This is a genomic window from Fibrobacter sp. UWR2 (assembly GCF_002210285.1).
In the GTDB taxonomy this organism is placed as follows: Bacteria; Fibrobacterota; Fibrobacteria; order Fibrobacterales; family Fibrobacteraceae; genus Fibrobacter.
The window spans coordinates 251,399-276,739 of record NZ_MWQE01000003.1; the positions used below are offsets into that span (position 1 = coordinate 251,399).

Annotated in this window: 20 protein-coding genes; 15 read left to right on the top strand and 5 right to left on the bottom strand. The window is 53.5% G+C overall.

The annotated features are described in order from the left end of the window. Positions 1 to 46 precede the first annotated feature (46 nt). On the top strand, positions 47 to 976 hold the full coding sequence (locus tag B7994_RS07040) for an MBL fold metallo-hydrolase (RefSeq protein ID WP_088637748.1): 930 nt from the start codon (positions 47 to 49) through the stop codon (positions 974 to 976). 27 nt (positions 977 to 1,003) lie between these two features. Here B7994_RS07040 and B7994_RS07045 read toward each other — a convergent pair whose 3' ends face one another. Together B7994_RS07045 and ileS are read right to left on the bottom strand one after the other, a co-directional pair. Then, positions 1,004 to 1,585, bottom strand: coding sequence for a hypothetical protein (locus tag B7994_RS07045; protein ID WP_144063790.1), 582 nt, complete (start codon positions 1,583 to 1,585; stop codon positions 1,004 to 1,006). Positions 1,586 to 1,659: 74 nt separating this feature from the next. Then, positions 1,660 to 4,845, bottom strand: a complete 3,186-nt coding sequence (gene ileS, locus B7994_RS07050) for an isoleucine--tRNA ligase (RefSeq protein WP_088637750.1) — start codon at positions 4,843 to 4,845, stop codon at positions 1,660 to 1,662. A gap of 188 nt (positions 4,846 to 5,033) precedes the next feature. Between ileS and B7994_RS07055 the strand changes: the two genes are divergently transcribed. Genes B7994_RS07055 through B7994_RS07065 form a run of 3 tightly spaced genes read left to right on the top strand, consistent with a single transcriptional unit; the run spans position 5,034 to position 7,874 of the window. Next, the gene (locus B7994_RS07055; protein ID WP_088637751.1) at positions 5,034 to 6,425 is read left to right on the top strand and encodes a sugar porter family MFS transporter; all 1,392 of its coding nucleotides are present in this window, start codon (positions 5,034 to 5,036) and stop codon (positions 6,423 to 6,425) included. Positions 6,426 to 6,434: 9 nt separating this feature from the next. Beyond that, a complete protein-coding gene (locus B7994_RS07060; RefSeq protein WP_088637752.1) occupies positions 6,435 to 6,875 on the top strand; it encodes a very short patch repair endonuclease in 441 nt (146 codons plus the stop codon). Positions 6,876 to 6,935: 60 nt separating this feature from the next. Beyond that, entirely contained in the window at positions 6,936 to 7,874 is a 939-nt protein-coding gene (locus B7994_RS07065; protein WP_088637753.1) for a hypothetical protein, read from the top strand. An 11-nt stretch (positions 7,875 to 7,885) separates the two neighbouring features. On the opposite strand, the gene B7994_RS07070 is transcribed toward B7994_RS07065, so the two are convergent. Further along, entirely contained in the window at positions 7,886 to 8,635 is a 750-nt protein-coding gene (locus tag B7994_RS07070; protein ID WP_088637754.1) for a phosphatase PAP2 family protein, read from the bottom strand. A gap of 54 nt (positions 8,636 to 8,689) precedes the next feature. Between B7994_RS07070 and B7994_RS07075 the strand changes: the two genes are divergently transcribed. Next, complete coding sequence (locus B7994_RS07075; RefSeq protein ID WP_088637755.1) at positions 8,690 to 9,625, top strand: bile acid:sodium symporter family protein; 936 nt, start codon at positions 8,690 to 8,692, stop codon at positions 9,623 to 9,625. Positions 9,626 to 9,628: 3 nt separating this feature from the next. Beyond that, entirely contained in the window at positions 9,629 to 10,033 is a 405-nt protein-coding gene (locus B7994_RS07080; RefSeq protein ID WP_088637756.1) for a GNAT family N-acetyltransferase, read from the top strand. Here the strand turns inward: B7994_RS07080 and B7994_RS07085 are convergent. Continuing rightward, positions 10,014 to 11,426 (bottom strand): ATP-binding protein, encoded by a 1,413-nt coding sequence (locus tag B7994_RS07085; RefSeq protein ID WP_088637757.1) that lies wholly within the window; start codon positions 11,424 to 11,426, stop codon positions 10,014 to 10,016. The genes B7994_RS07080 and B7994_RS07085 overlap by 20 nt on opposite strands. Before the next feature lie 406 nt (positions 11,427 to 11,832). On the opposite strand from B7994_RS07085, the gene B7994_RS07090 reads away from it, so the two are divergent. Next, complete coding sequence (locus B7994_RS07090; RefSeq protein ID WP_088637758.1) at positions 11,833 to 12,378, top strand: HEPN domain-containing protein; 546 nt, start codon at positions 11,833 to 11,835, stop codon at positions 12,376 to 12,378. 302 nt (positions 12,379 to 12,680) lie between these two features. Continuing rightward, the gene (thrS, locus tag B7994_RS07095; protein WP_088637759.1) at positions 12,681 to 14,618 is read left to right on the top strand and encodes a threonine--tRNA ligase; all 1,938 of its coding nucleotides are present in this window, start codon (positions 12,681 to 12,683) and stop codon (positions 14,616 to 14,618) included. A gap of 106 nt (positions 14,619 to 14,724) precedes the next feature. On the opposite strand, the gene B7994_RS07100 is transcribed toward thrS, so the two are convergent. Then, positions 14,725 to 15,666 carry an aldolase catalytic domain-containing protein gene (locus B7994_RS07100; protein ID WP_088637760.1) on the bottom strand — a complete coding sequence of 314 codons (942 nt, stop codon included), beginning with the start codon at positions 15,664 to 15,666 and terminating at the stop codon, positions 14,725 to 14,727. Between the two features lie 387 nt (positions 15,667 to 16,053). On the opposite strand from B7994_RS07100, the gene B7994_RS07105 reads away from it, so the two are divergent. The 7 genes from B7994_RS07105 to B7994_RS07135 all read left to right on the top strand — a co-directional run bounded on the left by B7994_RS07105 (position 16,054) and on the right by B7994_RS07135 (position 25,338). Beyond that, on the top strand, positions 16,054 to 18,099 hold the full coding sequence (locus B7994_RS07105; RefSeq protein WP_088637761.1) for a M6 family metalloprotease domain-containing protein: 2,046 nt from the start codon (positions 16,054 to 16,056) through the stop codon (positions 18,097 to 18,099). Between the two features lie 146 nt (positions 18,100 to 18,245). Further along, the gene (locus B7994_RS07110) at positions 18,246 to 19,766 is read left to right on the top strand and encodes a T9SS type A sorting domain-containing protein (RefSeq protein WP_088637762.1); all 1,521 of its coding nucleotides are present in this window, start codon (positions 18,246 to 18,248) and stop codon (positions 19,764 to 19,766) included. 108 nt (positions 19,767 to 19,874) lie between these two features. After that, positions 19,875 to 21,296, top strand: coding sequence for an ATP-binding cassette domain-containing protein (locus tag B7994_RS07115; protein ID WP_088637763.1), 1,422 nt, complete (start codon positions 19,875 to 19,877; stop codon positions 21,294 to 21,296). 5 nt (positions 21,297 to 21,301) lie between these two features. Beyond that, the gene (locus B7994_RS07120; RefSeq protein WP_088637764.1) at positions 21,302 to 22,426 is read left to right on the top strand and encodes an Mrp/NBP35 family ATP-binding protein; all 1,125 of its coding nucleotides are present in this window, start codon (positions 21,302 to 21,304) and stop codon (positions 22,424 to 22,426) included. Next, a complete protein-coding gene (locus tag B7994_RS07125; RefSeq protein WP_088637765.1) occupies positions 22,423 to 22,719 on the top strand; it encodes a DUF971 domain-containing protein in 297 nt (98 codons plus the stop codon). The genes B7994_RS07120 and B7994_RS07125 overlap by 4 nt, the downstream gene beginning before the upstream one ends. 58 nt (positions 22,720 to 22,777) lie before the next feature. After that, a complete protein-coding gene (locus tag B7994_RS07130) occupies positions 22,778 to 23,626 on the top strand; it encodes an RNA polymerase sigma factor RpoD/SigA (RefSeq protein WP_088637766.1) in 849 nt (282 codons plus the stop codon). Further along, positions 23,626 to 25,338 (top strand): lipopolysaccharide assembly protein LapB, encoded by a 1,713-nt coding sequence (locus B7994_RS07135; RefSeq protein ID WP_088637767.1) that lies wholly within the window; start codon positions 23,626 to 23,628, stop codon positions 25,336 to 25,338. The genes B7994_RS07130 and B7994_RS07135 overlap by 1 nt, the downstream gene beginning before the upstream one ends. Positions 25,339 to 25,341 lie beyond the last annotated feature (3 nt).

Here is a 25,341-nt window from a genome sequence, read left to right on the forward strand (position 1 = left end):
GAACGAAAGCCGTTTTTTCTTATTATTACAGTGTCAAGGAGTCGCCATGAACAAAATTTTCGCTATCCTCGGATCAATAACGCTTTCGATGCTTGTCGCCGCTTGCAGCGACACCAAGACCGCCAAGGAAACCGCTGAAACTGCCGCGCCGGCAAATACCGCTGTCGCGGAATCCGAGACGCCCGCTGCCGATGCTTCGGCTGGCTCAGCAACCTTCGCACAGGTCGAAGGTACCAAGACGCTCACGCTTTCAAATGGGGCGAGCGTCACCTGGATTCAGGACAACGAGGGCGAAAAACTGAATCCGCGGAGCCTCTTCAGCGATGCGAGCGACTCCCTCTACAACAGCCTGAACATGCCCGACGGCATCCCGGCCAGCGTGAGCACGTTCCTCGTGAAGGTCGATGGCAAGTACATATTGTTCGACGCAGGCCTCGGGGCTTTCGGCGGACAGCTCCAGAAGCGCCTCGCCGCTCTCGGCGTGAACCCCGACAGCATCGGGCTTATCTACCTTACGCATTTCCATGTGGACCACATCTCGGGCCTTGTCGCAAAGGATGACGCCGGTAACGATGCGAAGGCTTTCAAAAACGCCGCCGTGTATGCGGGCAAGGTGGAATATGACGCCTGGATGAACGACATCCCGAAAAATGATTTGCAGAAGAACATCATGGCGCTCTACAAGGATAGCCTTCACTTGTTCGCATTCGGTGACACGCTCCCCCATGGCGTGCTAGCGATGGACGCCGTCGGACACACGCCTGGCCACACCGCATTCCAGCTAGCGAACCTGCTTATCGTCGGCGACCTGATGCACGGTTACGCATTGCAAAAGGACCACCCCGAAATCAATTCCAACTACGACATGGATAAACCGAAATCCGCCGAAAGCCGCAAGCGCATCATGCAATACGCAAGCGACAACAAACTCCTGATGGCTGGCATGCACCTGCCCCCTCCGGGATTCGCGGAATAATTCTAAATGGACATCGCTGCCCAGAAATTAATCCATCAGCAGTTTGATAGACAAGTCAAACAATACGTTGAAATAATATTTTTTCGTATTTGCAAAATAACCGAATTCAAGATCCGCCAAACAAAGCGTCAACAGGCTATTCAGTCTTATTGACGCTCCCCATTCAAATCCTGTTTTTGTTTGCCATCCGATTTCCGGGCCGACAGCAATATCGGCAAGCATCCATTTGTAGAGATACCGTAGATGCGGCTGAAAGAAAAAGCCGTATTGATGGTTGCTGTAATCATAAATCATTCGAAAACGATTCGTCCATGCCAAAATATGATTTGGCGTCCATGGTCCTGCAACGGAATCTGGCCTTGTAGTTTCATTCTCATATATTACACTAAGAGGAGCGGCAAACAACATGTCTGTTCCCACAGAAAACATATTAGAGCCACCTCCAATCGTAATATTAAATGGAAGAGGTATGAAATACGCAAAAAAAGGGAGGGGCTTTTCGGAGTTTGTTGTGTCCCTTAATTCTGAAAATAAGGGAAAAAATTCCGCTTTTGATTCCATTGGCAGAATGAGAATAAAAACGAGAATCAGATTCCTAACAAACTTCATGGTTATGAATATAAAAAAAGATCCCCGCCTGCGCGGGGATGACATTAGGGCGTCGTGAATGACATTCCTGTCAATTATGCGCGGACCGTTGTGAAGGCGAACGCCTCTCCGTCGGCGTCGTTGGCTTCGAGGCCATCGGCGGCAGCAGCCCACTTGATGGCAACGGCCTGCGTCTCGCCGGCAATGTACGCCTCGTTCTCCGCGACAGCCTGCTTGAAGACTTCGCTTGCAGAGAACAGCGTCACTTCGATCTTGTCGGAGATAGCGTAGTTTTGGTCCTTACGGCGGTTCTGGATGCGGTTCACGAGTTCGCGGGCCACGCAGGCGCGGCGGAGTTCGTCCGTAATCTTGAGGTCCAGAGCCACGGTAAAGTGCTGGTTGGCTTCCACGGCCATGCCGTCGGCCACGATGCGGTTGAGCATCAGGCAGTCGGCACCGACTTCACCGAAGTCGAACTTGATGGTTTCGCCATTCTGCAGAGCCTTGATTTCGTCAACAGTAAGGCTGTTGAGCTTAGCAGAAATCACCTTCATGTTCTTCGCGTAATCCGGGCCCTTAGCCTTGATGGCAAGGAAGTTCGGCTTGGCAGAGAGCTGCACGAGCTTGGTTTCGTCTTCGAGGAACTTCATTTCGCGAACGTTGAGTTCTTCGAGGATCAAGTCCTTCATGGTCTCGGCGACGTTCTTTTCTTCGGTGCCGTGAGCAACCACCGTCATGCTGGCAATCGGCATGCGGTTCTTTACGTTGTTCGTAGCGCGAATTACACGGCCCATTTCGACCATGCCACGCACCATGGCGATGCGTTCCACGAGCTTTTCGTCCATCAGGGACTTGTCGGCGCTCGGGAATTCGCAGAGGTGCACGCTCACCGGAGCGTTGGCATCGACTTCGCGAACGAGAATCTGGTAGATTTCTTCGGCGAGGAGCGGGAGGAACGGGGCGAGAATCTTGGAGAAGTCTACGAGCACCTTGTACATGGTGGCGTAGGCGGCGTTCTTGTCGCCATCGTTTTCGGACTTCCAGAAACGGCGGCGGCTGCGGCGCACGTACCAGTTCGTGAGGTCATCCACCGCGGCAATCACGGCGGGCACCACGTTGTACAGGCGGTAAGCCTTCATTTCCACTTCGACCTTGGCGGCGAGATCCTGCAGCGTTGCAAGCATCCAGCGGTCAAGTTCGTTGTCAGACTTCACTTCCTGACCCGGTTTCCAATTCAACTGGCCCTTGGCGGCGTCGGCGTTGTGGTTAGAGACAAAGAATGCCACAGCGTTCCAAAGCGGCAGCATCACCTGCTTCACGATGCCCTTCACGCCTTCTTCGCTAAAGCGGAGATCTTCGGCCTTCAAAGCGGCGGAGTTGATCATGAACAAGCGAATAGCGTCGGCACCCGTACGTTCGATGAGGTCGTTCGGGTCCGGGTAGTTGCGCTTGGACTTACTCATCTTGGAGCCGTCTTCGGCCAAGATAATACCGTTCACAATCACGTTCTTGAATGCGGGCTTCTGGAACAAAGCGTTCGAAAGCACCGTCAGCGTGTAGAACCAACCGCGGGTCTGGTCCAAACCTTCGGCAATGAAGTCCGCCGGGAAGCTGCGTTCCACGAGTTCCTTGTTTTCGAACGGGTAATGGCGGCTGGCATACGGCATAGAACCGGATTCAAACCAGCAGTCGAAAACTTCCGGCGTACGGCGGTAGACCTTGCCGTTCTTTTCGATGGTAAGCTTGTCCACAAAATGCTTGTGCAAGTCATCGAGCTTCACGCCGGTGAGCTGCTGCAGTTCTTCGATGGAGCCCACAGCAATCATGTCGCCGTCATCAGAGAGCCACACCGGAATCGGCGTACCCCAGAAGCGGTTACGGGAAAGGTTCCAGTCGCGGGCACCTTCGAGCCACTTGCCAAAGCGTCCGTTCTTGATGTGGTCCGGGACCCAGTTCACGGTCTGGTTGTTTTCGACCATCCATTCCTTCAGGGTCTTGGTCACGCCGTCCTTGCTCGTGACAGGGGCGTCAATCTTCAAGAACCACGTCTTGAGGGCACGGTAAATCAGAGGAACGCCGGTACGCCAGCAGTGCGGGTAGCTGTGGACAATCACGTCCTGCTTGAACACGCGGCCCTGTTCCTTGAAGTAGCGGATAATTTCCTTGTCGGCTTCCTTCGCACCGAGGCCCTTCCACATCGGGACCTTGTCGGTGAACTTGCCTTCGGTATCGAGCGGGTCGAAAAGGCCGAGGTCAAGCTCAGCGCCCTTCTGGAAGTCTTCTTCACCGAAGGAAGGAGCTGTATGCACGGCGCCGGTACCGTCTTCGGTACTCACGTAGTCGGCGGGGTAAATCTTGTAGTGGCGGGACAGCTGGTCCGGCGTCACGAACGCATCGGAAATGCGGGAGAGCGGCTCGTAGTCCTTGCCCACGAGTTCGGAGCCCTTGCAGGTATCGACGATGTTCGGGTTCTTGAAGTAGGCGGCGGTACGGCTAGCGGCAATCCAGTACTTCTTGCCGTCCTGTTCCACAAGGTTGTAGTCCATGTCCGGGCCCACAACGATGCAGAAGTTGGAGTACAAAGTCCACGGGGTCGTCGTCCACACGAGGATGCTCGTGTCCTTGAACTTGGCTTCGTCCGTGTTAAGCGGGAAAATCAGCGTGAGGGACGGGTCCTGACGGTCCTTATAGCCCTGGTTCGTTTCGAAGTTCGAAAGCGGAGTCGCGAGAGCCGGGCTGTACGGCTGGATGCGGTAGCCCTGGTAGATGAGGCCCTTGTCGAAGCACTGCTTGAACACCCACCACACAGATTCCATGAAGTTCTTGTCCATGGTCTTGTAGCCCTTGTCGAAGTCCACCCAGCGGCCCATGCGGCGCACGGTCTTCTTCCATTCGCTGGTGTACTTGAGCACCTTACTACGGCAGGTTTCGTTGAACTTGTCCACACCGAGCTTCTGGATTTCGGCAACGCCCGCGAGACCGAGTTCGTTCTGCACAAGAGATTCAATCGGAAGACCGTGGCAGTCCCAACCGAAACCACGCGGAACCTTCTTGCCCTTCATGGTCCAGTAACGCGGCACGATATCCTTGATGGTACCGGCAAGCAAGTGACCGTAGTGCGGAAGGCCCGTTGCAAACGGAGGGCCATCGTAGAAAGTGTACGGTTCGGTTTCCGGACGGGAGTCCAGCGACTTCTTGAACGATTCATCCTTGTCCCACAAGCCGAGCACACGCTCTTCGATCTGCGGGAAGGTCTCTTCTTTCTTTACTTCACGAAACATTTTTGAACCTCAGGGGCATTACATGCCCATCATTAAATTTTCGGGTTCAAATTTAGCAATTTAGCGGCGAAGCCCCTTCCTTATTCCAACTTGGAATATCGTTTTGTGCTATTTATTCTTTTCAAAGTGGCTTTTTTGCGCAGTTTCTACTAGTTTAGCCATAAGACGTTTCCAAAAAAGGAGTTTTCATGTCCCAGAAAAAAGAGCACATGGGCCACATTATCTTGATTACCTTGGCTGCGGCCATTGGCGGGTTCCTCTTCGGCTTTGATTCTTCCGTTATTAACGGTGCAAACGGAGCCCTTAAAATCCACTTTAACGCAACGGACTATGAACTCGCCTGGTCCGTTTCCCTTGCACTTATCGGTGCCGCAGCAGGAGCATTCTTTGCGGGCCGCCTAGCCGACACCTTCGGCCGCGTGCGCTGCATGCTTGCGGCTTCGTTCCTGTTCTTGATTAGTGCCATCGGTTCCGGTGTTCCGTTCGGCATTCCTGACTTTATCATGTGGCGCATTATCGGTGGCGTGGGCATCGGCGTCGCAAGCATCATCGCCCCCATCTACATTGCCGAAACGGCTCCTGCGCACTTGCGTGGGCGTCTTGGCTCCATGCAGCAGTTCGCTATCGTGATTGGTATTTTCGTAGCGCTCCTCTCGAACTACGTCATCGTACGCATTGCGGGTTCTGCGAACAATACGTTTATTGGCGGCTTCAAGGCCTGGCAAATCATGTTCTGGGTCGAAATCATTCCGGCGGCGCTCTACGGCCTTGCCGCATGGAGGCTTCCGGAATCGCCACGTTACCTTGTTCACAAAGGTCTCATTGACGACGCCAAGCGCGTCCTTGCCAAGATTGATTCCGAAGGCGTCGACAAGGAAATTGAAGCCATCCACGAGACCTTCCGCAACGAGAAACCTTCCAAGTTCAGCGACCTGCTTGAAATGATTGGTGGCAAAAAGCGCATTACCCCGATTTTGTGGGCAGGCCTCGGCCTTGCTATCTTGCAGCAGCTTGTGGGTATCAACGTCATCTTCTACTATGGCACAATGCTCTGGCAGAGCGTAGGCTTCGGCGAAAGCGACGCCTTCCTCACGAGCGTCATCTCGAGTGCCATCAACCTCGTCATGACTATCGCCGCCATCATGCTTATCGACAAAATTGGCCGTAAGCCGCTCTTGCTTATCGGTAGCGTCGGTATGGCTGTAACGCTCAGCACGCTCACGATATGCTTCATGAATGCGGGTGCTGACGGTAGCCTCCCCGGAGCTGCGGGCGTCATCGCGCTCATTGCCGCAAACCTCTACATCACCTTCTTCGCGGTGTCTTGGGGCCCGGTCATGTGGGTGATGCTCGGCGAAATGTTCAACAACCGCATCCGTACGGTGGCCATCGCCATCTGCGGCCTTGCGCAGTGGGGAGCGAACTTTATCGTCACCTGGAGCTTCCCGGTGCTTACGGGCAAGCAGGGCATCGGCGTGGGCCCGACATACGCCATCTATTCGTTCTTCGCCATCTTCAGCATCTTCTTTGTGGCTAAGTTCATCAAGGAGACGAAGGGCAAGGAACTCGAAGAGATGTAGCCCGTAACTATGCCTCGCAAGCGCAAGAGACATACCCCGATGAACCGCTCGCAGATGATGCAGGCGGTTCATTCCGTAGATACGCAGCCGGAACTGCTTGTACGGCGGGCGTTGTTTGACGCAGGACTGCGTTACAGGTTACACCGGCGAGATTTGCCCGGGTCACCGGATCTATTTATCCTTAAATACGGCGTAGTTGTATTTATAAACGGCTGCTTCTGGCACCAGCATGGCTGCAAGTTTACGAGTCGCCCCAAGAGCAATCCCGAATTCTGGAACGAAAAATTCACGAATAATATGGTGCGCGATATCAAGACGAACTGGAAACTATCCCTGATGGGCTACCGCGTTGCCACCGTCTGGGAATGCTCTGTAAAGAGCAAGTTTGACCAAACGGTAGAACGCCTTGTCTCTTTTATAAAGGGAGACGAGGAAACTATTGAAATTTGATTTTTTTTCTACGCATAACTAAAAAAAGATATATTTGCTTGTAAATGAAGGAGTCTATGTATGCATTCTTATAATTTCACATATTTTGGCTTGGCCGCAGCTTCTATTGCGGCAATCACGTTTACTGCTTGTGGGTTTAGCAGTACATCTAGCTGGGATGAACCGCCAGACAGGGGCAGCGAAGAGGATACCTACTATTACAAGATAGACACCGAATCCAAGCAGGTTAGGCAGCATTCGAACGGTCAATGCCTAATTGACAGTAAAAGGATGAGATGGGACCCGACCGCAGATATTGACGAGTTTGTGTATGACTATACATTCTCTAACGATACGCTTTACCTGAAAAACAGTGGGGGAGAGTCTGTGCTCGTGAGAACATCCGGAACGCCTGGCGAACTGGATGGTACATGGAGGGTTGCCCGCTATTATAACGGGTTGGGCTACGAGGTTCCGGGCGAAAGCAGCGGCCTCACGGCCAATAGGGTAATTACCATCTCCGGAGACTCATTCAAGGAGACGAGCGAACTCGCAAGTACGTTCGACTTTACAAGAACGTTCGGCATGCAGTTGTCGATGACGGCGGTTTTTGACGCCCAGGATGGACAGTACAATGGCCCTGGTGCGGCAAGCATCGCGTACTTCTCTGAACCGGTGTCCAATGACCCGATGATGTACGAATACACGATAGTCAACAGGACGAATACCTCGATAGAAATCCTTCGGAATGGGCGGACCTTCTTGCTTGAAGTCGTCAACCCCAAGTTGGGCTACCATGAACGTTCTGTTACGTACAAGCTTACGTCAAACGGAAGGACTTGCACGAGTGTCTACGAGACGTTTAGTATTACCGAAAAAAGCTGTAGCCTTAACTACCACGAGTCTGTGGCGTTTAGCAATAGTGACGACGTCGTTTACAGCGCTGAAACCTATAACGGCTTCAATAGCGATTTTGAAAAGTGCTTCAAGAAGATGTTTGGATTGGGCGAATTTGATTAGGTCGTGTAACCTTATTTCGCCTTCTTCCCGTTCTTAGCGGCAGAAAGTTTCTTGAATTCCGCCTGAGCCTTGCGCATGTCGGCCATGAAGGTTTCGTTTGTATGGAGGCTCGGGTAGGCGCCCGAAACAAGCACCTTGGAGGCGTCTACGTCGCTTTGCCAGTGGAACCCGGCAATCACGCGGCTCTGTCCCCATTCGTATGCGTATTTCAACAAGGCATCCTGAGCGGACGGATTCACCTCTATCAGCAACAAAGCCATGGACCATGCACGGACGGTATGCCCCGACGGGTAAGAACCATTCGTTCTCAGGCGCTCTTCTTCGGCAGGGACAAGAGTCGGTTCGTTAAAGCGGTCGTAGGGGCGGCGCCTCATGTAATGCCTCTTGGGCAAGCTCCCCACCTGCTTAAGCGTCCGGATTCCTCGTTCGAGCAGGTTCATGATGGCAGGAGTCTTCTTTGCCGAAATTTCCATGCCGAAGGGTTCGCTGAACATCTTGGCCATGTCCTCGACCGTTTCTACCGCCTGGGCTACGGCCAGGGCCGCACGTGCGGAATCCTTGCGCATCGTCTTGCCCCAAATGTACTGCGACATATCGTACATGAACTGCGGCGACATGGTATCGGGGGGTGCCGGGTAGAAGTTGAGCGCATTCGGGAGCGCATCCGCTTTTACGTAAGGTTTTACGTCTGCAGCGAAACTGCAAAGCGATGCGCCACAAAAGGCGACAACGATAAAAGCTTTCTTGATAAGATTGGTCATGCGCTGAATATAAATAAAAAAGACTATCTTTTGCAATTGAATTGGAGATTACAAATGCACGTTCTTGAAAAAATCAGTGAATTTGTGGGCAAATGGATGGCGGTCGTGGTTTTGGCCATCGCGGCGCTCTCGCTGTTCGTCCCGAAATCGACCCTCTGGATTGAACTCAGTTGGGTGAATTACCTCTTGATGGTCGTGATGTTCGGCATGGGGCTCACGCTCAAGCTCAGCGACTTTGCTCTTGTATTTGCACGCCCTAAGGAAATCACCATCGGGTGCGCATCGCAGTTTATCGTGATGCCGGCACTCGCATTTTTGCTCTCCAAAATTTTCGGGCTCGATGCCGCACTGATGGCGGGCGTGGTTCTCGTGGGCACGTGCCCCGGTGGCACTTCCAGCAACGTCATCACCTACCTCTCGAAAGGCGACGTGGCGCTTTCCGTGGGCATGACGAGCGTAAACACGCTGCTCGCTCCCGTGCTGACTCCGGCGATTACTTATTTGCTCTTACGCACCACCGTGAACGTCGACGTGCTGGCGATGTTCCTTTCCATCGTGAAAGTCGTCATCGTGCCGATTGCACTCGGGTTTATCATCAACAAGTTCTTTGGCAAATGGACTGTCCGCGCCGTGAAGGTCTTGCCGCTCGTTTCCGTGATTGCGATTGCGATGATTGTGGCCGCAGTCGTCTCGCACAATGCCGCGAAGATTCTCTCCACGGGTGCCATCGTGTTCGCCGTCGTGATACTCCATAACCTGCTCGGCTACGGCTGCGGTTTTGGCCTCGGCAAGTTGCTGAAGTTCTCTACACCCAAGACAAAGGCACTCTCCATCGAAATCGGCATGCAGAATTCCGGACTTGCGACAAGCCTTGCGGCGACTGCGTTCTCGGGCCTCGCCATGGCGACCGTCCCCGGTGCCATATTCTCTGTATGGCACAACATTTCGGGTGCGATACTCGCGAACGTTTATCGCAGGTGGGAAAAGTAAGACATGAGCATCGAATACAAAGACACCCACGAATTTTCTGAACAAGATTTAAAAGACCTCTTCCTCTCCGTCGAATGGTCCTCGGGACATTTCCCCGACAAACTCGTCGTCGCGATGAAGAATTTCAAGACAGTCATCTCAGCTTGGGACGGTGACAAACTCGTAGGCATGATTTGCGCGATGGACGATGGCATCATGAACGCCTACGTGCATTACCTGCTCGTGCGCCCCGAATATCAGGGCAAAGGCATCGGAAAAGTCCTCGTCGACAAGGTACATGAAATATACAAGGATTACCTCCGCATCGTCGTGGTCGCCTACAACGAAGAACTCGCCTTCTATGAGCATTGCGGTTTCAAGAAAGCCGACGACGCAAGCCCTATGTTCATTACCAGCTTGTGGACGTAGGTTCCTTTTTCACCCAACGCCCATTTTTCGACGCCCCTTCCCAAGCGTAACCAAGTTTTTTGAGGTCTCGTCTAACAGTTATTCTAGCTGCATTCAGGCGTTCTGCGATTGCGTTTATACTAATACTTTCGTTTTCAACAATGAGACTCTCAATAGTTAAGGCTCGTTTTTGAGGCTCATTTTGGTGCTCATTTTGAGGTTCATTTGGGGTGACAATCCTACCGTTCAGTTTATTCATCGGGAACGTCACCACGGTATAGCCACCCTCTTCACTCCAAAAGGGTTGTGGAGAACCTTCAGCTTTGCAAGCATCCATTATGCGCTTTATTCCCGAGCCCCATTTTTCTAAGTATGTTATTTGATAGAGAACCGTCGCAACAATCTCGTTTCGTGGATACGACTTATGCGACCGCTTAATAGTTTTGGGAGTTAATTCGCGGGGTAACAAGCCCGGACTTTCAATTTCTATACGGTCGTCATATATGGCAATGCCGATAGAGCACTGGTAAATGTCATAATCCCTATGGCAAAGGGCGTTTATTAGAGCCTCACGCAATGCCGTTGCAGGAACATCAAGGTGTTCTTCCCTTTTAAACCCCTTGATTTCTCCGCTAAGAGAAAGATGCTTGAAAAAGAACGACATGCCCGCATCAAGCAGTTCAAAGAAATTGCCATGAGCCTGCTGGTTGTCGATAAAGTAATTTTTGTCCGTTCCTCTAAAACGAGCCATTCGAATTTCATAATCATACGAAAATCTCTTAGAAAAAAGAAACACAGCGGCGTTCCGCAAATTGTCGCCATCCAACAGGTTCCATTTTTTCAATATTACTTTAATTGACTCATTGAGTGACCCCACCGGAATTCGTTTTTCTTCGACTCCGAGACGGACTACGCCACGAATTGTGCTGACATCAAGGTCTTTTATAGAATACCCCTCAGCCACCCTCATTTCCCACGAATATTTGTGCGGCATGTTGATCCGAATTCTAGCATCAAACATATCCCTAGGCATTGCTTTAGTGACACTTTCCAGTCTATAGTATGGTCTTCCATGAAATGTGTACGGGTCATTCCCATAGACCCACGGATTGAACCTCAGTACGATTACTTGATGGTTGTCCTTGTCGGGAATGTCTACATATTCAATAACAGGGGTGACCGCAGGTTCTATTCCCGCTAACGCTTGCGCGATATCGCGACGGGTAGATTCAGAAACGATTTGCCCAACAATACTCAAGGAAGGCGTGACACCGAAAACGAGAACGCCGCCATCGGAATTCAGGAAGGCGCATGCCGTATGCATGCCTTCTCGAAGTTCGCCGGTAGATTTTTTCAGTTCAATATTCTTCGTTTCATCTTTAGAAATCAGTTTTTTGAGTTCTTCCAAAGTCATCGAATAGCCTCGCTATTAAAACCGTCACCATTGGGCGACAATTTGACTGGCCGTTGCGATTACGCCGAAAAACAGCGCGCAACATGCCCTTGCTTATTTGTTATGTATTGAGATTTTCCACGCCTTGCGCGGAATGGGATGATCTTGCGATTCTGTTGGCGGGGGCTTTCCCCGGCGTTACTTGGCACCCGCCTTAGCGAGCACACTCGAGTAGGTCGTGTTCCTACCAGCTATCCAACAGCATCAACAAGAAGGTTAATGCGCCCCGCCGCGAATGCACGTACGGACCCGAAGGTCTATGTCGACTGTCGCGAGGATTATCGAATATCAGCTACAATATATACAAATAGATTGTCAGTGTCAATAGAATTACTATTATATCTAAAAAATTAACCGGAGCGCTATCATGTCGGAAATGCTGAAAGAGTTTAAAAAAGATATTGAGGATGCCAAACGTTTAATGGCTCTAGCATCCGAATTAAATAAAAAAGATGCAAAAGAAGACAAACATAATTCTAATGCAATTTGTCGTTCCGCATACATATTAGCTTTTACTGCATGGGAAACGTTTATATACTCACGATTTAGAAAGCCTTGGAATGATTCTGATACTGGTAATTTTATACCTAGAGATTTTTATTCGCGAAAAATTGAAAATGCACTAGGTCAATACGCAACACCCAAAACAATTAGAATAAAAGAACTTTCAAAAGAATTTTTAGGTTTTGATTTAACCACAGAATGGAAAACAACTAATTACGATTCAAATGAATGCTGTAAAAAGCTAGATGATATTGCCGCTATCCGTGGAGAGTTGGCCCATAATTCAATTAGTGTTTTTAAACAAGGACAAAAAGCTCAACCTGTGGGTACAAAGAAACTTAAAACTTGTATTGACTTTTTGATAGAGCTTGCGGAATGCTCTGATAATTTAATTGAGCAAAAGAAATAGTCAAAAACTTTGCCAAAGAGCATTTCGGGGTCTTAGGGGGCGAGTCCCCTAGGCGAAGGGGTGATGGAAGACCGCGTAGCGGGCTGCAATCAGGGGGATTCTTCCCCCTTTGTATTATCAGGACTGGATTCTTCCGCCTTCGGCGTCAGAATGACACTTTTTGGACCCTATCGCTGCGCTCCAGGGTGACAATCGGGCATTTTTATTTGCCGAAATGCAAGCCAAATTCTACATTTGCGCGCACCGCCAGATGTCGTATTTCTGGGGAACCGGGCGAGAACCGCCCACAAAAAGGATTACTTATGTCTCAAATCGAACTCACCTTCCCCGATGGCTCCGTACGTTCCGTAGCATCGGGCACCACCGGCCTCGAAATTGCGAAGGGCATTTCCGAAGGTCTTGCACGCAAGGCGCTTGGCGTCAAACTCGGCGATAAGGTCCTCGACCTCACGCGCCCGCTCACCGAGAGCGGCACCATCAAGATCATCACGCCGAGCAATGACGACCCGGATGCACTGATGCTCCTGCGTCACAGCTGCAGCCACGTGCTTGCCGAAGCCATCTGCGACCTGTTCCCGGGCACCAAGCTCGCCTACGGTCCGGCTATCGAAAAGGGTTTCTACTACGATTTGATGACACCGACCCCGATCCAGCAGTCGGATTTCGAGCGCATCGAAAAGCGCATGAAGGAAATCATCAAGGAAGACCGTCCGTTTACCCGTTGCGAAGTCAGTGCCGCCGATGGCCTGAAGCGCACCGAAGGCGACAAGTACAAGACGGACAACGCTGAACGCGCTCTCGCCCGCGAAGGTAGCGACGGTACTCTCAGCTTCTACGTGACTGGCGAACCGGGCAAGAACTTTGAAGACCTCTGCGCCGGCCCCCACGTGCCTTCTACAGGCAAGCTCAAGAATTTCAAGGTGCTCTCGATGTCGGGTGCTTACTGGCACGGCGACCAGAACAGCGACCAGCTGACCCGCGTGTACGGCACCTGCTTTGCCGACAAGGAAGGTCTCGAAACTTACCTGAAGTTCCTCGAAGAAGCCGAAAAGCGCGACCACCGCAAGATCGGTAAGGAAATGGACCTCTACCACATCGAAGACCATTCTCCGGGCATGGTGTTCTGGCATCCGAAGGGCACCAAGATGGTGAACGCCCTGAAGGACTACATCCGCGGAAAGATTGACCGTCGCGGCTACCTCGAAGTGATCACGCCGGAAATTGTGAACAAGACTTTGTGGATCAAGTCCGGTCACGCCGACAAGTACAACGAGAACATGTTCAAGACGCTGGCTGGCGACGTGGAAATGGCTGTGAAGCCGATGAACTGCCCCTGCCACATTCAGATTTTCAACACCGGGCTGCGCAGCTGGCGTGACCTTCCGATGCGCCTTGCCGAATTCGGTAAGTGCCACCGTTACGAACCTGCCGGCACCATGCACGGCCTGATGCGCGTGCGCGGCTTTGTGCAGGATGACGCCCACATCTTCTGTACCGAAGACCAGATTGCAAGCGAAGTGGCCGATTTCTGCGCCCTCGTCAAGGAAATCTACCACGACTTCGGTTTCGACGATATCGTGGTGAAGTTCTCCACCCGCCCCGAAAAGCGCGTGGGTTCCGACGAAATTTGGGACAAGGCTGAAGCCGCCCTCGCCGAAGCTACCAAGCTCGCCGGCCTCGACTACATTTTGAACCCGGGTGAAGGAGCCTTCTACGGCCCGAAGCTGGAATTCACGCTGAAGGACAGCCTCGGTCGTGACTGGCAGTGCGGTACGATCCAGGTCGACTTCAACCTCCCGCAGCGCCTTGGTGCCGAGTATGTCGGCAAGGACAACCAGAAGCACATTCCGGTGATGCTTCACCGTGCGGCCGTCGGTTCCATCGAACGCTTCCTCGGTATTCTTATCGAAGAATTCATGGGCGATTTCCCGCTGTGGCTCGCTCCGGTTCAGGCCCGCGTGCTCCCGATTTCCGAGAAGTTCGTTGACTACGCCAAGTCCGTGGAACGCGAACTCGTGAACGCCGGCGTCCGCGTGGAAGTGGATGAGTCGAATGAGAAACTCGGCTACAAGATCCGCCAGTGCGAACTCCAGAAGGTGCCGTACCTCCTCATCGTCGGCGAGAAGGAAGTTGCCGATGGTGTTGTCTCTGTGCGTAAGCGCAAGGACGGCGATAAGGGTTCCATGACTGTCCAGGCCTTCCTCGACATGACTGCTGACGACCGCAAGGTTGTTCGCTAGTCGCCCAATATGTCATGCCGGACACCGTTCCGGCATCGCCTTTTAAATTTGAAACGCAGGCTCGATTGAGTCTGCGTTTTTCGTTGTTTAAATTGATAGAGATTAGTTAATCGTTAATCATTCTTTCGTAGAACTTGCGGTACTTGTCCTTGTCTTCCGTCTTGCGGACAGCGATGGCGTCTTGCGGGTGACGGTTGAGCATGCCCGTGATCATCTGCGGGATGATGTAGCCCCATTCGTACTTTTCCTTGAGCGGGAGGAAGAGTTCCTGGATGGCGTCGAGAACCGGGCGCAGGTCGTATTTCGGGTTCTTGAGGAAGCTGAGCAATAGTTCGGTGGTGCAGTTGCCGGCGCCGCGGCCCATGCCGGACACGGAACCGTCGAGGTAGTCGACATGGTCGATGATGGCCTGGATCGTGTTGCTGAAGGCGAGCTGCTGGTTGTTGTGTCCATGGAAGCCGAACTGCTTGTTCTTCACGATGCTCCTGTAGCGCGTGATTTCCTTGTCGATGTCTTCCTGGTAGAAGGCGCCGAAGCTGTCGACGAGGTACAGGATGTCTGCCTTGCATTCTTCGTTCACCTGGTGGAGCGCTTCGTCAAGTTCCGGACCGCGGTCGCGGCTCACGGCCATGATGTTGAGCGTAGTTTCGTAGCCCATGTCATGGAATGCGTTCACCATGCTGATGCCCTTGTCGATGTTCTTCACGTAGCTTGCCACGCGGAACATCTGGTAGGGGCTCTCGCTTGCCGGCTTCACGGCGTCCATGTTCACACGGCCCACGTCGGCCATCACGGCCATCTTCATCTTGGATTCGATGCCGTCTTTTACCTTCCAGAGCAGGTCGTCTTCGCAGAATTTCCACGGGCCGTATTCCTTGGGGTCAAAGAGTTCGGGGGAGTTCTTGTAGCCCATTTCCATGTAGTCGATGCCGGCTGCGGAAAGGAGGGTATAGAGGCGGCGGACGAATTCCAGGGAGAAGTCGTGCTTGTTGACGAGGCCGCCGTCGCGGATGGTGCAGTCGAGGACTTTGATGCTTTCGTAGTACATGGTTGATTCCTTTGTTGTGCAGCCAAATGTAGGTTCTTTGCCCGGCATAAACAATAGTGCGTGATAAAATAGTCCAAAAATTCGCATAAATAACGCAAAACGTGCGTTAAAAATAGTGAAAATGGCTTAAATTGGGCCGTTGTGGCTCTTTAAGTTTGCCGATGTTTCTCTTTTTATAGTATCATGATGTGCTCTAAAGCCGAGTGTCCTGGTTGCCTATAAACGCGGATTCTGTTATTTAACGCACAAATTGCGTTAATAAATTTTTGTGGTTGGAGTTCCCGTTTTGGCCTCCTTTTAACATTTTGACAACGAAACTTTACTCCGCAGGGGAAAATTTATGAGCGGAACGGGTGGAAATAGCTTATTTTAAAAATGAGGTAGTGTATGAGTTTTCTAAAGGTTTCGGCTCCTTTGCTGGTCCTCGTGATGTCTCTTGTGGGTGAATGTCTTGCGGTTCCTGCGTATCCGCATCCGATGGCGGTGAAGAATCCCGATGGTTCCGAAGTGGTTGTCCGCAAGGTCGGTAACGAAAAACTCCATTACACGGTTTCGGAAGAGGGGAATCTTGTCGTGCGCGACAGTCTCGGTTTCTGGAACTATGCCGACGAATCGGGGGTGTCGACGGGCGTGCGGCTGCACAAGCGGGGTGACCGCAGCGATGTCGAGAAGAAGTTCCTGGAAAAGCGCAACCCGAAGGATATTCTCAGAAAGTTCGTGAAGGCGAAAAGGGATAATCTGAAAAAGGCGGATTCCCTATCGAACGTGTTGCCGCTCCGCAGGTCGGCCCGTTCTTTTGCCCGCACTTCCACGGCGCTTGATTCCGTGCTCTCCGTGGCTACGCGGCCACCGTTCGATAGTGTCGTCACGATGGGCGAGGGTAACGTGCTGGTGGTCCTTGTGGAATTTTCGGATGTCAAGTTCGCGTCGCAAAACCCGCAGCAGGTCTTCCAGCGCTTCCTAAACGAGGAAGGGTATTCCGAAAACGGAATGCGCTGGAGCGTGCGTGATTACTTTGTGGAGAATTCGATGGGGAAACTCAAGCCGATCTTCGATGTGGCGGCTCCGGTAACGCTTTCTAAATCGCAGTCCTACTACGGTTTGTCCGAGATTCCGGACGAGGCCCTCAAGGAGGCGATTAATGCCATTAAGAGTCGGGGCGATGTCACGTTTAGCAAGTACGACCGCGACGGAGACCGGTACGTAGACTATGTGTACATGATCTATGCCGGCGTGGGCGAGGCGGATTCCGATATAGAAGAGGCCATCTGGCCGCAGGCGGGGTACACGTGGCCCATAAATGTCGGTGGAGGCTACTACGTGGAAAAGTTCGCCTGCTCTAGCGAACTGAACGGCGTGCTCTACGTGAATAACCCGAGGTCGACTGCCCTTGCGGGGATGGGTGTGCTGGTTCACGAATACAGCCATGTGCTCGGGCTTCCGGACTTCTACGACACGAAGGATACAACTGGCGATAACTATTCGACCCCGTATATCTGGAGCCTGATGGATATGGGCGAGTACAATACCTATTCGGATGCGTTGGAATTGAGCGGAAGTGCGCCCCCGCGCCTGACCGGTTTTGAGAGGTTCTCCCTGGGTTGGCTGACTCCGCGCATCTTGCGCAAGGTGAATGGCGAGGTGACTCTGCGCGGTATCGATATGAACGATGCCATTATCATCCCCTCGTCCAGGAAGAACGAGTACTTTGTGCTGGACTACCGTGCAAAATACGATGAGATTGCTCCGCTGCCGAATAGCGGGCTGCTTGTCTGGCGAATTGCCTACGACAAGAACGCCTGGGTCAACACCAACATTGTCAATACGGGCGACGATCATCGCATGAACTTTATACGCGCCGACAAGGATAGCGGATTGAAATTGAGTTGGTTCTCCTATTCTCCCTTCACGGATACGAACCTGATGGGGGACCCGTTCCCCGGCTACAAGAAGGTTGTCGAGTTTGACCAGTTTGTTACGTATTCGGGCGAGAACCTCGGCCTGCGTATCTATGATATTGTCGAGACGGATTCCGCGGTGACGTTCAAGGTGGAATGGGAAAATCCGGACCCGATTTCGAGTTCTTCGGAAGAGGTGAGCAGCAGTTCCGCCTTGCCGCCGAGCAGCAGCTATGTATTGCCGCCTAGCAGTAGTTCTGCGGTGCAGTCGAGTAGCAGTACTACGGCCTTACCCGAAATCGCATCTGCTGCGGCCTCGTTGCGTGTCGAGGCGGGCGTCCTCTATGTGGATGTCGGGGCCCCGGGCCAGAAAACTGTCCGCATCTTCGACATGCAGGGGCGCATGGTGCAGAGCAGCGTGTTTACCGGAAATGCGACCTCGATAGGCTTGGGTGGCTTGCCGCATGGCAGCTTCTTTGTCCGGGTTGATACCGGTGCGCGTACCTTGAAGAAGGGTGTTTTTGGAATCAAGTAAATAACCCCAAATTCTCCGAAAAAAAAGGAAAAGCCCATGTAAACTTTTGTACATGGACTTTTTGTCAATATTACTTTGGTTGTGGCCGTGAACTTTCTGCGCGTGGGAATATAGTTTCTTAGTACACACTCAAAGGGAGTTTTGGTATGAGGATGTTTTCCATCGCGAGTGTGTCGCTGGGGCTTGCTATGGCCTCAGCGGCATACGCTTTTACTGTCACCGGAACCGTCAAGGACGAAAGCGGGAAGGCTGTTCAGAACGCTTCCGTTTCGCTTTTGGGCAAGGCTCTTGATACAAAGACCGATGCTACCGGTGCCTTCACAATTCATCAGGACGAGGCTGTCACTCCGGGTGATTCTCTCGGCCAGGGCGAACCGTGCGTTGCTGGCACTCCGGGGTGCGAAGGCGGCTCTGACGCTCTGTTCCAGCAGCGCGCGGCTGTCGGCTACCTCTCCGTGAACGGCGGGGTACTCTCGTTCTCGCAGGGCTCGGGCTCTCCGGTGCACGTGCAGGTTTTCGACATGGTCGGTAACCGCCTGCTAAACGAAACGCTCTATGGTTCCGGCACGGTCGACATGAAGGCCTCCGTGAAGGCGAAGGGCGTGTATTTCGCACGTGTCCGCGTGGGCAATGCCCAGCAGAACTTCCGCTTCACGGCCGACGGTAGCTTCAATGCGACATTCGGCACGAAGACATCGGCGAAGGCCTTGCTCAAGGTGGGCGATAGCGACGACCTTCGCGTTGTTGCCGATGGCTTCGACACGCTGAACGTGAAACTCAATAATCTTGATACGACCCTTGCGCTTACGCTCAAGAAGACCGCTCCTCCGGAGCCGCAGTATGCCTACGGTTGGGGCCTCAAGAACGATCCTGTCCCGACGCGTGGTTGCGGCAAGGATACTAGGCTCGACTACAAGTATCGTGGCGACAAGCCGTATATCGATTTCAAGTGGAGCAAGGGAACGCGCACCGTGCGTATCGATATCCCGAAGAGCTACAACAAGAATAAACCGTACAAGCTTATCTTTGGCATGCAGTGCATGGGCGGCTGGGCCGGCGGCGTGCAGGACGAAGGCTACTATGGCCTGAAACCGTTCGATAAGGATGAATCGGTTATTTTTGTGGCGCCCGAAGGCAACGGAAACCAGGCGCCCTGGGCTCAGGATGATTACCTGTTGTTCGATGAGCTCCTCGCTTATCTCGAAGGCAATTTCTGCATTGACTCTAGCCGCGTGTTCTCTACGGGCTTCAGCTACGGCTCCATGTTCTCTAACGGTCTTTCTTGGAACCATCAGGACGTGCTCCGCGCTGTCGCCGTGTACGAAACTGCCGAACGCAACATCTGGCTCCCGCAGCGCCAGAACAAGGGCATTGGCTGGATGGGCGTGCTTGGCCTCGACGATAACCTCTGCACTCCGGAGATGGGACGCGCCGCCCGCGATATCATCTTGACGCTCAACTCCGAAAATGGAAAGGCGAAGAACGAGCAGGCTCAGGAAGCCCAGCGCAACGCGGCCCACAAGTGCTACGACTACACGACTGTCGAGGAACGCTTCCCTGTCCGCTGGTGCACGCAGTCCGGTGGCCACATCTGGGACCACAAGGATCCGGGCCAGAACAAGTCTTGGGTGCCCGAGACTACCTGGGATTTCTTCAGCAAGTTCTAAACGAAATTCATCCACACTCCAATAACCTCTCCGGCCTTTGCGGCCGGGGAGGTTTCTTGCGTATGCGCGGGGCAAGCGTTGCTTGCCTCATTTTCTATCTTTATATATATGGAATTCAAGCGCTTTGAAGCTTTGATCGAGATGTTCCCGCAGGTGCAGATTTTCAGCACCGAAGGCGAGGACCTGGATAGGGTCATTACTCATTTTTTGAACCAGCAGAAAAATGTCTCCACGATGTCGGAGGCGATGCAGCGCAAGATTCAGCATGCGCTCGCTCCGTTCTTTCAGCAACGGTTTATTAGCCTGCACGACGAAGAAGCCCCGCTGGTACGCCATCTGCTTTTGAAGAAGAAGTTCTTCTTGCAGACGGACCGCTACATCGATGACATGGCTTGGCCGGAGACGGACCCTGCAAAGATAGACGAGGCGCTTGCGATAGCGGAACTTTCGCCGGAAATTCTGGAACGCAAGTTGCTGAGCCTTTCGAATGGTGAACTGCGCCGTGTGCTGCTGGCGCGCATGTGGATGGAAAAGCCCGAGTGGATTTATTTCAATGACTTGTTCGGCGGGCTGGATCCCGAATACCGTAGTCACCTGGCCATGAGCGTGGTGGAACTCTCGAAGCGCCCCGGCGTGAAACTTACCGTGCGCCTTGCCCGCGAAGACGAACTGCTGCCGGAAATACCTGCATTCGTGTATGCGAACAAGACGTTTACGCAGTATGCGGGCGAATTGCCGAGCGCTGCCGCGAAGCCCAAGTTTACGAAGGCGGAACTGAAGGATTACGAAATCGTGGAACTGCACGGTGCGAAGGGAGATCCCCGCCTCCGCGGGGATGACGAGCCTGTTGGCCGCGGGGATGACGATAAAGTTCTCTTCGACCTGAAAAACGTCAACGTGCAGTTCGGCGATACGACGGTACTCAAGAACCTCAACTGGACGGTACGCAAGGGCGAACACTGGGCGGTGATGGGCGAGAACGGTGCCGGCAAGAGTACGCTTCTCGGGATGCTTACTGCGGACCATCCGCAAATCTACAAGAACGATATTACTTTGTTAGGAGAACGCCCCGGGCGCGGGCTCAACATCTGGGACCACAAGGCGAAACTCGGGTTCTTCTCTCCGGAGCTCGCCCTCCAGTACCGCGAGGACCTGAACTTGCAAGAGGTATTGTGCACGGGCTTTACCCCGAACCTCTGCAAGATGGACAACACTACCTGGGAAGAACGCGCGAAGGCGAAGGAGTGGCTGGAGTACTTGGGCTTTAGCGATATTCATGAGCGCTACCGCAATCTCTCGCCGATAGACAAGCGTGTGGTGCTCATGGCACGAGCCGCGATCCGCCCGCCCGAGGTGCTTCTGCTCGATGAGCCTACGCAGGGCCTACAGGGCGAGTACCGCGAAAAGATTTTCAACCTGCTGCAGTTGCTCTCGCACGAGACGACGATAATACTCGTGAGCCACTACGAAGAGGAATGGCCCCCCTGCATGACGCATCTTTTGCGTATGCCTAAATTTTCGACACGGTAAAGATTATGGTGCTGAACGAACAAACTATCATGAATGCCTTGCGAGCGGTGCAGGACCCCGACCTCCACAAGAACATCGTGGAACTCGGCTTTGTCCAAAACCTGAAAATAGAAGGCGACAAGGTGAACTTCGACCTCCGGCTCACGACGCCGGCATGCCCGATCCGCGACAAGTTCAAGGACCAGTGTATAGCCATCGTGAAGAGCCTCGGGGCGAGTGAGGTCGAGGTGACGTTTACCGCTCAGGGCCGAGTAGATGGCGGCAACGCCGCTACGCAGGCACCGAAGACTTCGTATATCGGCGAGGTCTCGCATGTGGTTGCCGTGGCAAGCGGCAAGGGCGGTGTGGGTAAGTCCACGGTGACGGCGAACCTCGCCATGGCCCTGAGTCTTTCCGGTGCCCGCGTCGGCATCCTCGATGCCGACATCTACGGCCCCTCCATGGGTCTCATGTTCGGTATCGATCGCGCTCCCGAGGTTTTCGACGACAATACGATTGCGCCTGTCGAGGCGAAGGGCGGTATCAGCATCGTCAGCATGTGCATGTTCGCCGATAGCGACAAGGCGACCATCTGGCGTGGCCCGATGGTTTCGCAGATGATCCAGCACTTTATCCATCACGTGCGGTGGGGCAAGCTCGACTACCTGCTGGTGGATTTCCCTCCCGGAACGGGCGACATCCAGCTTACGCTCACGCAGAACTGCCCGATGGCAGGTGCCGTGGTGGTGACGACTCCGCAGGAGGTGGCTCTCGCCGACTGCCGCAAGGGGCTTGCGATGTTCGATTCTGTGGGCGTTCCTGTGGTGGGCGTTGTCGAGAACATGAGTTACTTCATTTGCGACCAGTGCGGCAAGCACCACAATATCTTCCGTGAAGGCGGCGGCGAGCGCATTGCCAAGAGCTGGGGCGTGCCGCTCATCGCGAAGGTGCCGCTCGAACCCGCGGTGGCGGGTTGCGGTGACGAAGGTACGCCGGCGGTGCTCCGTTACCCGAACTCCGAGTCGGCGAAGGCCTTTATGCAGGCTGCCGATGCCACGGTGCGCACTTTAGCGATGTTTGAGGCTGAAGGCGACGGCGTGCTCAAGAACTTCAACTTCGAGTTCGAACAACTTCCGGTGGAGGACGCATGATTCAGCCGAAGAAAATATTTAGAACAAAGGACGGACGCCTCGGGTTCGAGTGGAGCGATGGTTCCCGCGGTGCATGCACGATTCGTGCACTCCGGTTGGCTTGCCCCTGTGCTTTGTGTGTCGACGAACATACCGGCGAGAAGTTGCTCGACGATTCTACAATTCCGTGTGATATTCAACTACAGAAGGTGCAATCTATCGGGCGCTATGCTGCAGGGCTTACCTTCAGTGATGGTCACAATTCGGGAATTTACCCTTACGACAAATTGAAAGAATTGACGGAAAAGGCGTAAAAAGCCATATTTGTTTGACCGAAGTTTTCTACTACGTGGATTGACAGGTGTAAAGGTTATGAGTGATTTTAACGAAGCGCTTTATTTTCGCGACCTGAATCGTTATCCGACGCTCTCTCCGCAAGAGGAGATGGCCTTGTTGACGATTATCCGGTCCGACGAGAGCGAGGAAATTCGCAAGTCTGCCCTTCAGCGGCTCATTCGCGGCAATCTTCGCTTTGTGGTCAGCGTTGCTCGTAAATACCAGGGGAGGGGGCTCGCCCTTCTCGACCTCATCAACGAAGGAAACCTTGGCTTGTTCAAGGCTGCCAAGCGCTTTGACATGGACAAGGACGTCAAGTTCATTAGCTACGCCGTGTGGTGGATCCGTCAGTCTATTCAGAAGGCGCTGTTTGAACAGGTCGGTGCGGTTCGCATTCCGCCCAACAAGCTTGCCCTGGTCAACCGCTTCAAGAGAGCACTCATGCTCAACGGCGGTGACTACGACAAGACCATTTCGATGGAAGAATTTGCTCCGTTCGAACGCGATATCGTCGAAGTCATGGAAAAGATTGTCGATATTTCGCTCGATGCGCCTATCGGCGACGATGTCGGTGGCGGCAGTTCGGATTCCGTGAGTACGCTTATGGACGTTCTCGGGTCCGATGGCAACCAGGACGACGACATGGAGAAGGACGAACGCAAGAAGCTCATCCAGGAGACACTTGCTTCGCTTCCGCGTCGCGAAGAAGAAATCTTGCGCATGTTCTACGGACTCGATACCGTGGAAGATACGACTCTTAAGGATATCGGTGAAGACCTGCGCCTCTCCCGCGAGCGCGTCCGCCAGATCAAGAACAAGACCTTGCGCCGTTTGCAGAAGAGCAAGGAACACAAAGAAAAACTCGCGGACTTCCTGGAGCTTTAATGTCCCATTCGTCGGCTTCGGCCCGTAAGGCCGCATATTGGTTTCTGGCGGTGTGCTGCGGAGCCCTACTTGCTTTGGGTGGTTACAAGGCATACGAGGAATTCGGACCGTCCAAGGTCTCGGTCGAGGCCGTGCCGTTCGGGCTGCCTTCCGCGGGCTCTGTCGCCCGTGGCGATACTCCCGATTTGAATGCGGGCGTATCTTCGCTGCCGGTGCAGACGCAGGCCGAACTCCGCCGTGCGGTAGAACTTTCTCATGGTGGTAATTACCAGGCGGCTATCGAGATTTTTGAATCCATCGTGATGATCTACCCGGACATTCTCAAGGTCCAGTGGGAAGAACTTAATACTTTGTTCGAAAAAGACTCCCTTTCGGAACGCGAGGACTACCGCATGAAGCAGTTTGCCGAAATGCTCAAGGCGCGCTATCCGGGTGGAGTTGCCGTGTATATCGAGAGCCGCCTCGCTGCCCGCGCTTCAAACACTACGCTTGCAATCCAGTTGGCTCAGGTTGCTGCCGAAAAGGCGCCTGCACTTTACGATGCGCGCCTTTGGTTTGCCAAGCTCCTGCTGCGCGATGGCAGGCTTGCCCAGGCCGCCGCGGAAAGCCGCACGGCGATAAGCCTTTCTGCCGGCGCCGACCCGCGCGCCTACGAGATCATGGCGAAACTTTATCATGACCAGGGCCAGCTGGACAGTTGCTCTGCCGTGGTGGAATACGCGCTCACGCAGTTCCCGGTGAACATGGAACTGCACCTGCTGCAGGGTTACCTCGCCGAATACCGCGGGCATTTTGACGCGGCGGACAGGATTTACCAGAGGATCCTTGCACTCGACCCGAATTTCAAGAAGGCGTCCGAAGCCGAGGCGACTCTCGGCGAAAAGTCCCCTCCGGGAACGGGAGCCGCGGTGAACCTTACTCCGCGAGACCGCGCGCAGATGGCGGTGGATATCCTTGCCCCGCTCGTGGAACGCTATCCCGAGAACTTGCCGCTTCGCGAGGCCCTCGGGCTTTCGTACCTGAAGGGTCGCGAGTTCGACCGCGCCCGCGCGCAGTTCCAGGAAATCCTGAACCGCGACCCGGAATATCCGGATATCCGCCTGCGCTTGCAGGAGTCGAACGTCACGAAGCCTGCTCCGGTCTCGGCTGCTGACGGGCTTGCGGCGAACCTGAACCGCGCGCTCGATAGCATCAAGGGGACGAATGCTCCCTCGAAGGAACATGACTTCACGACGATGCTCGGACATTACCTTGTCCGCTATGGCGCGACTCCGGGAGAATTCTTCAAGAAGTACGCCATCGGGAACTTCAGGCCAATCAAGACGAACGTGTGGCAGGAAACTTTCTATGAGGGCACGTACAAGCATACCTATACGGTGGTTTTCGATTCGCTCAACCATTTCCGCGAAGTGCACGTGGTCGTTTCCGATTCGTCGGTCAAGTCGAACCACATGGGAATGGCTCCCGAAATCTTTACGCGTCTCTTGAAGCAGAATTCCCGCATCTCGGGTATCGGCAGCAGCACCGGCGAGACGGACTGCGGCGACAGCACCGTGCTCGACGCATCGGTGTGGGAAACGCAGGACAACTTCGAAATCCTTGCACGCGTTGTAGGCAAGCCTTCTGAAATCCGCATGGTGCGCTTTGACAAGACGGCGCTCCCGCCCGGCCTCAAGCTCTGCGACTACATCCCGTACCTGAAGGAATTCTAGACT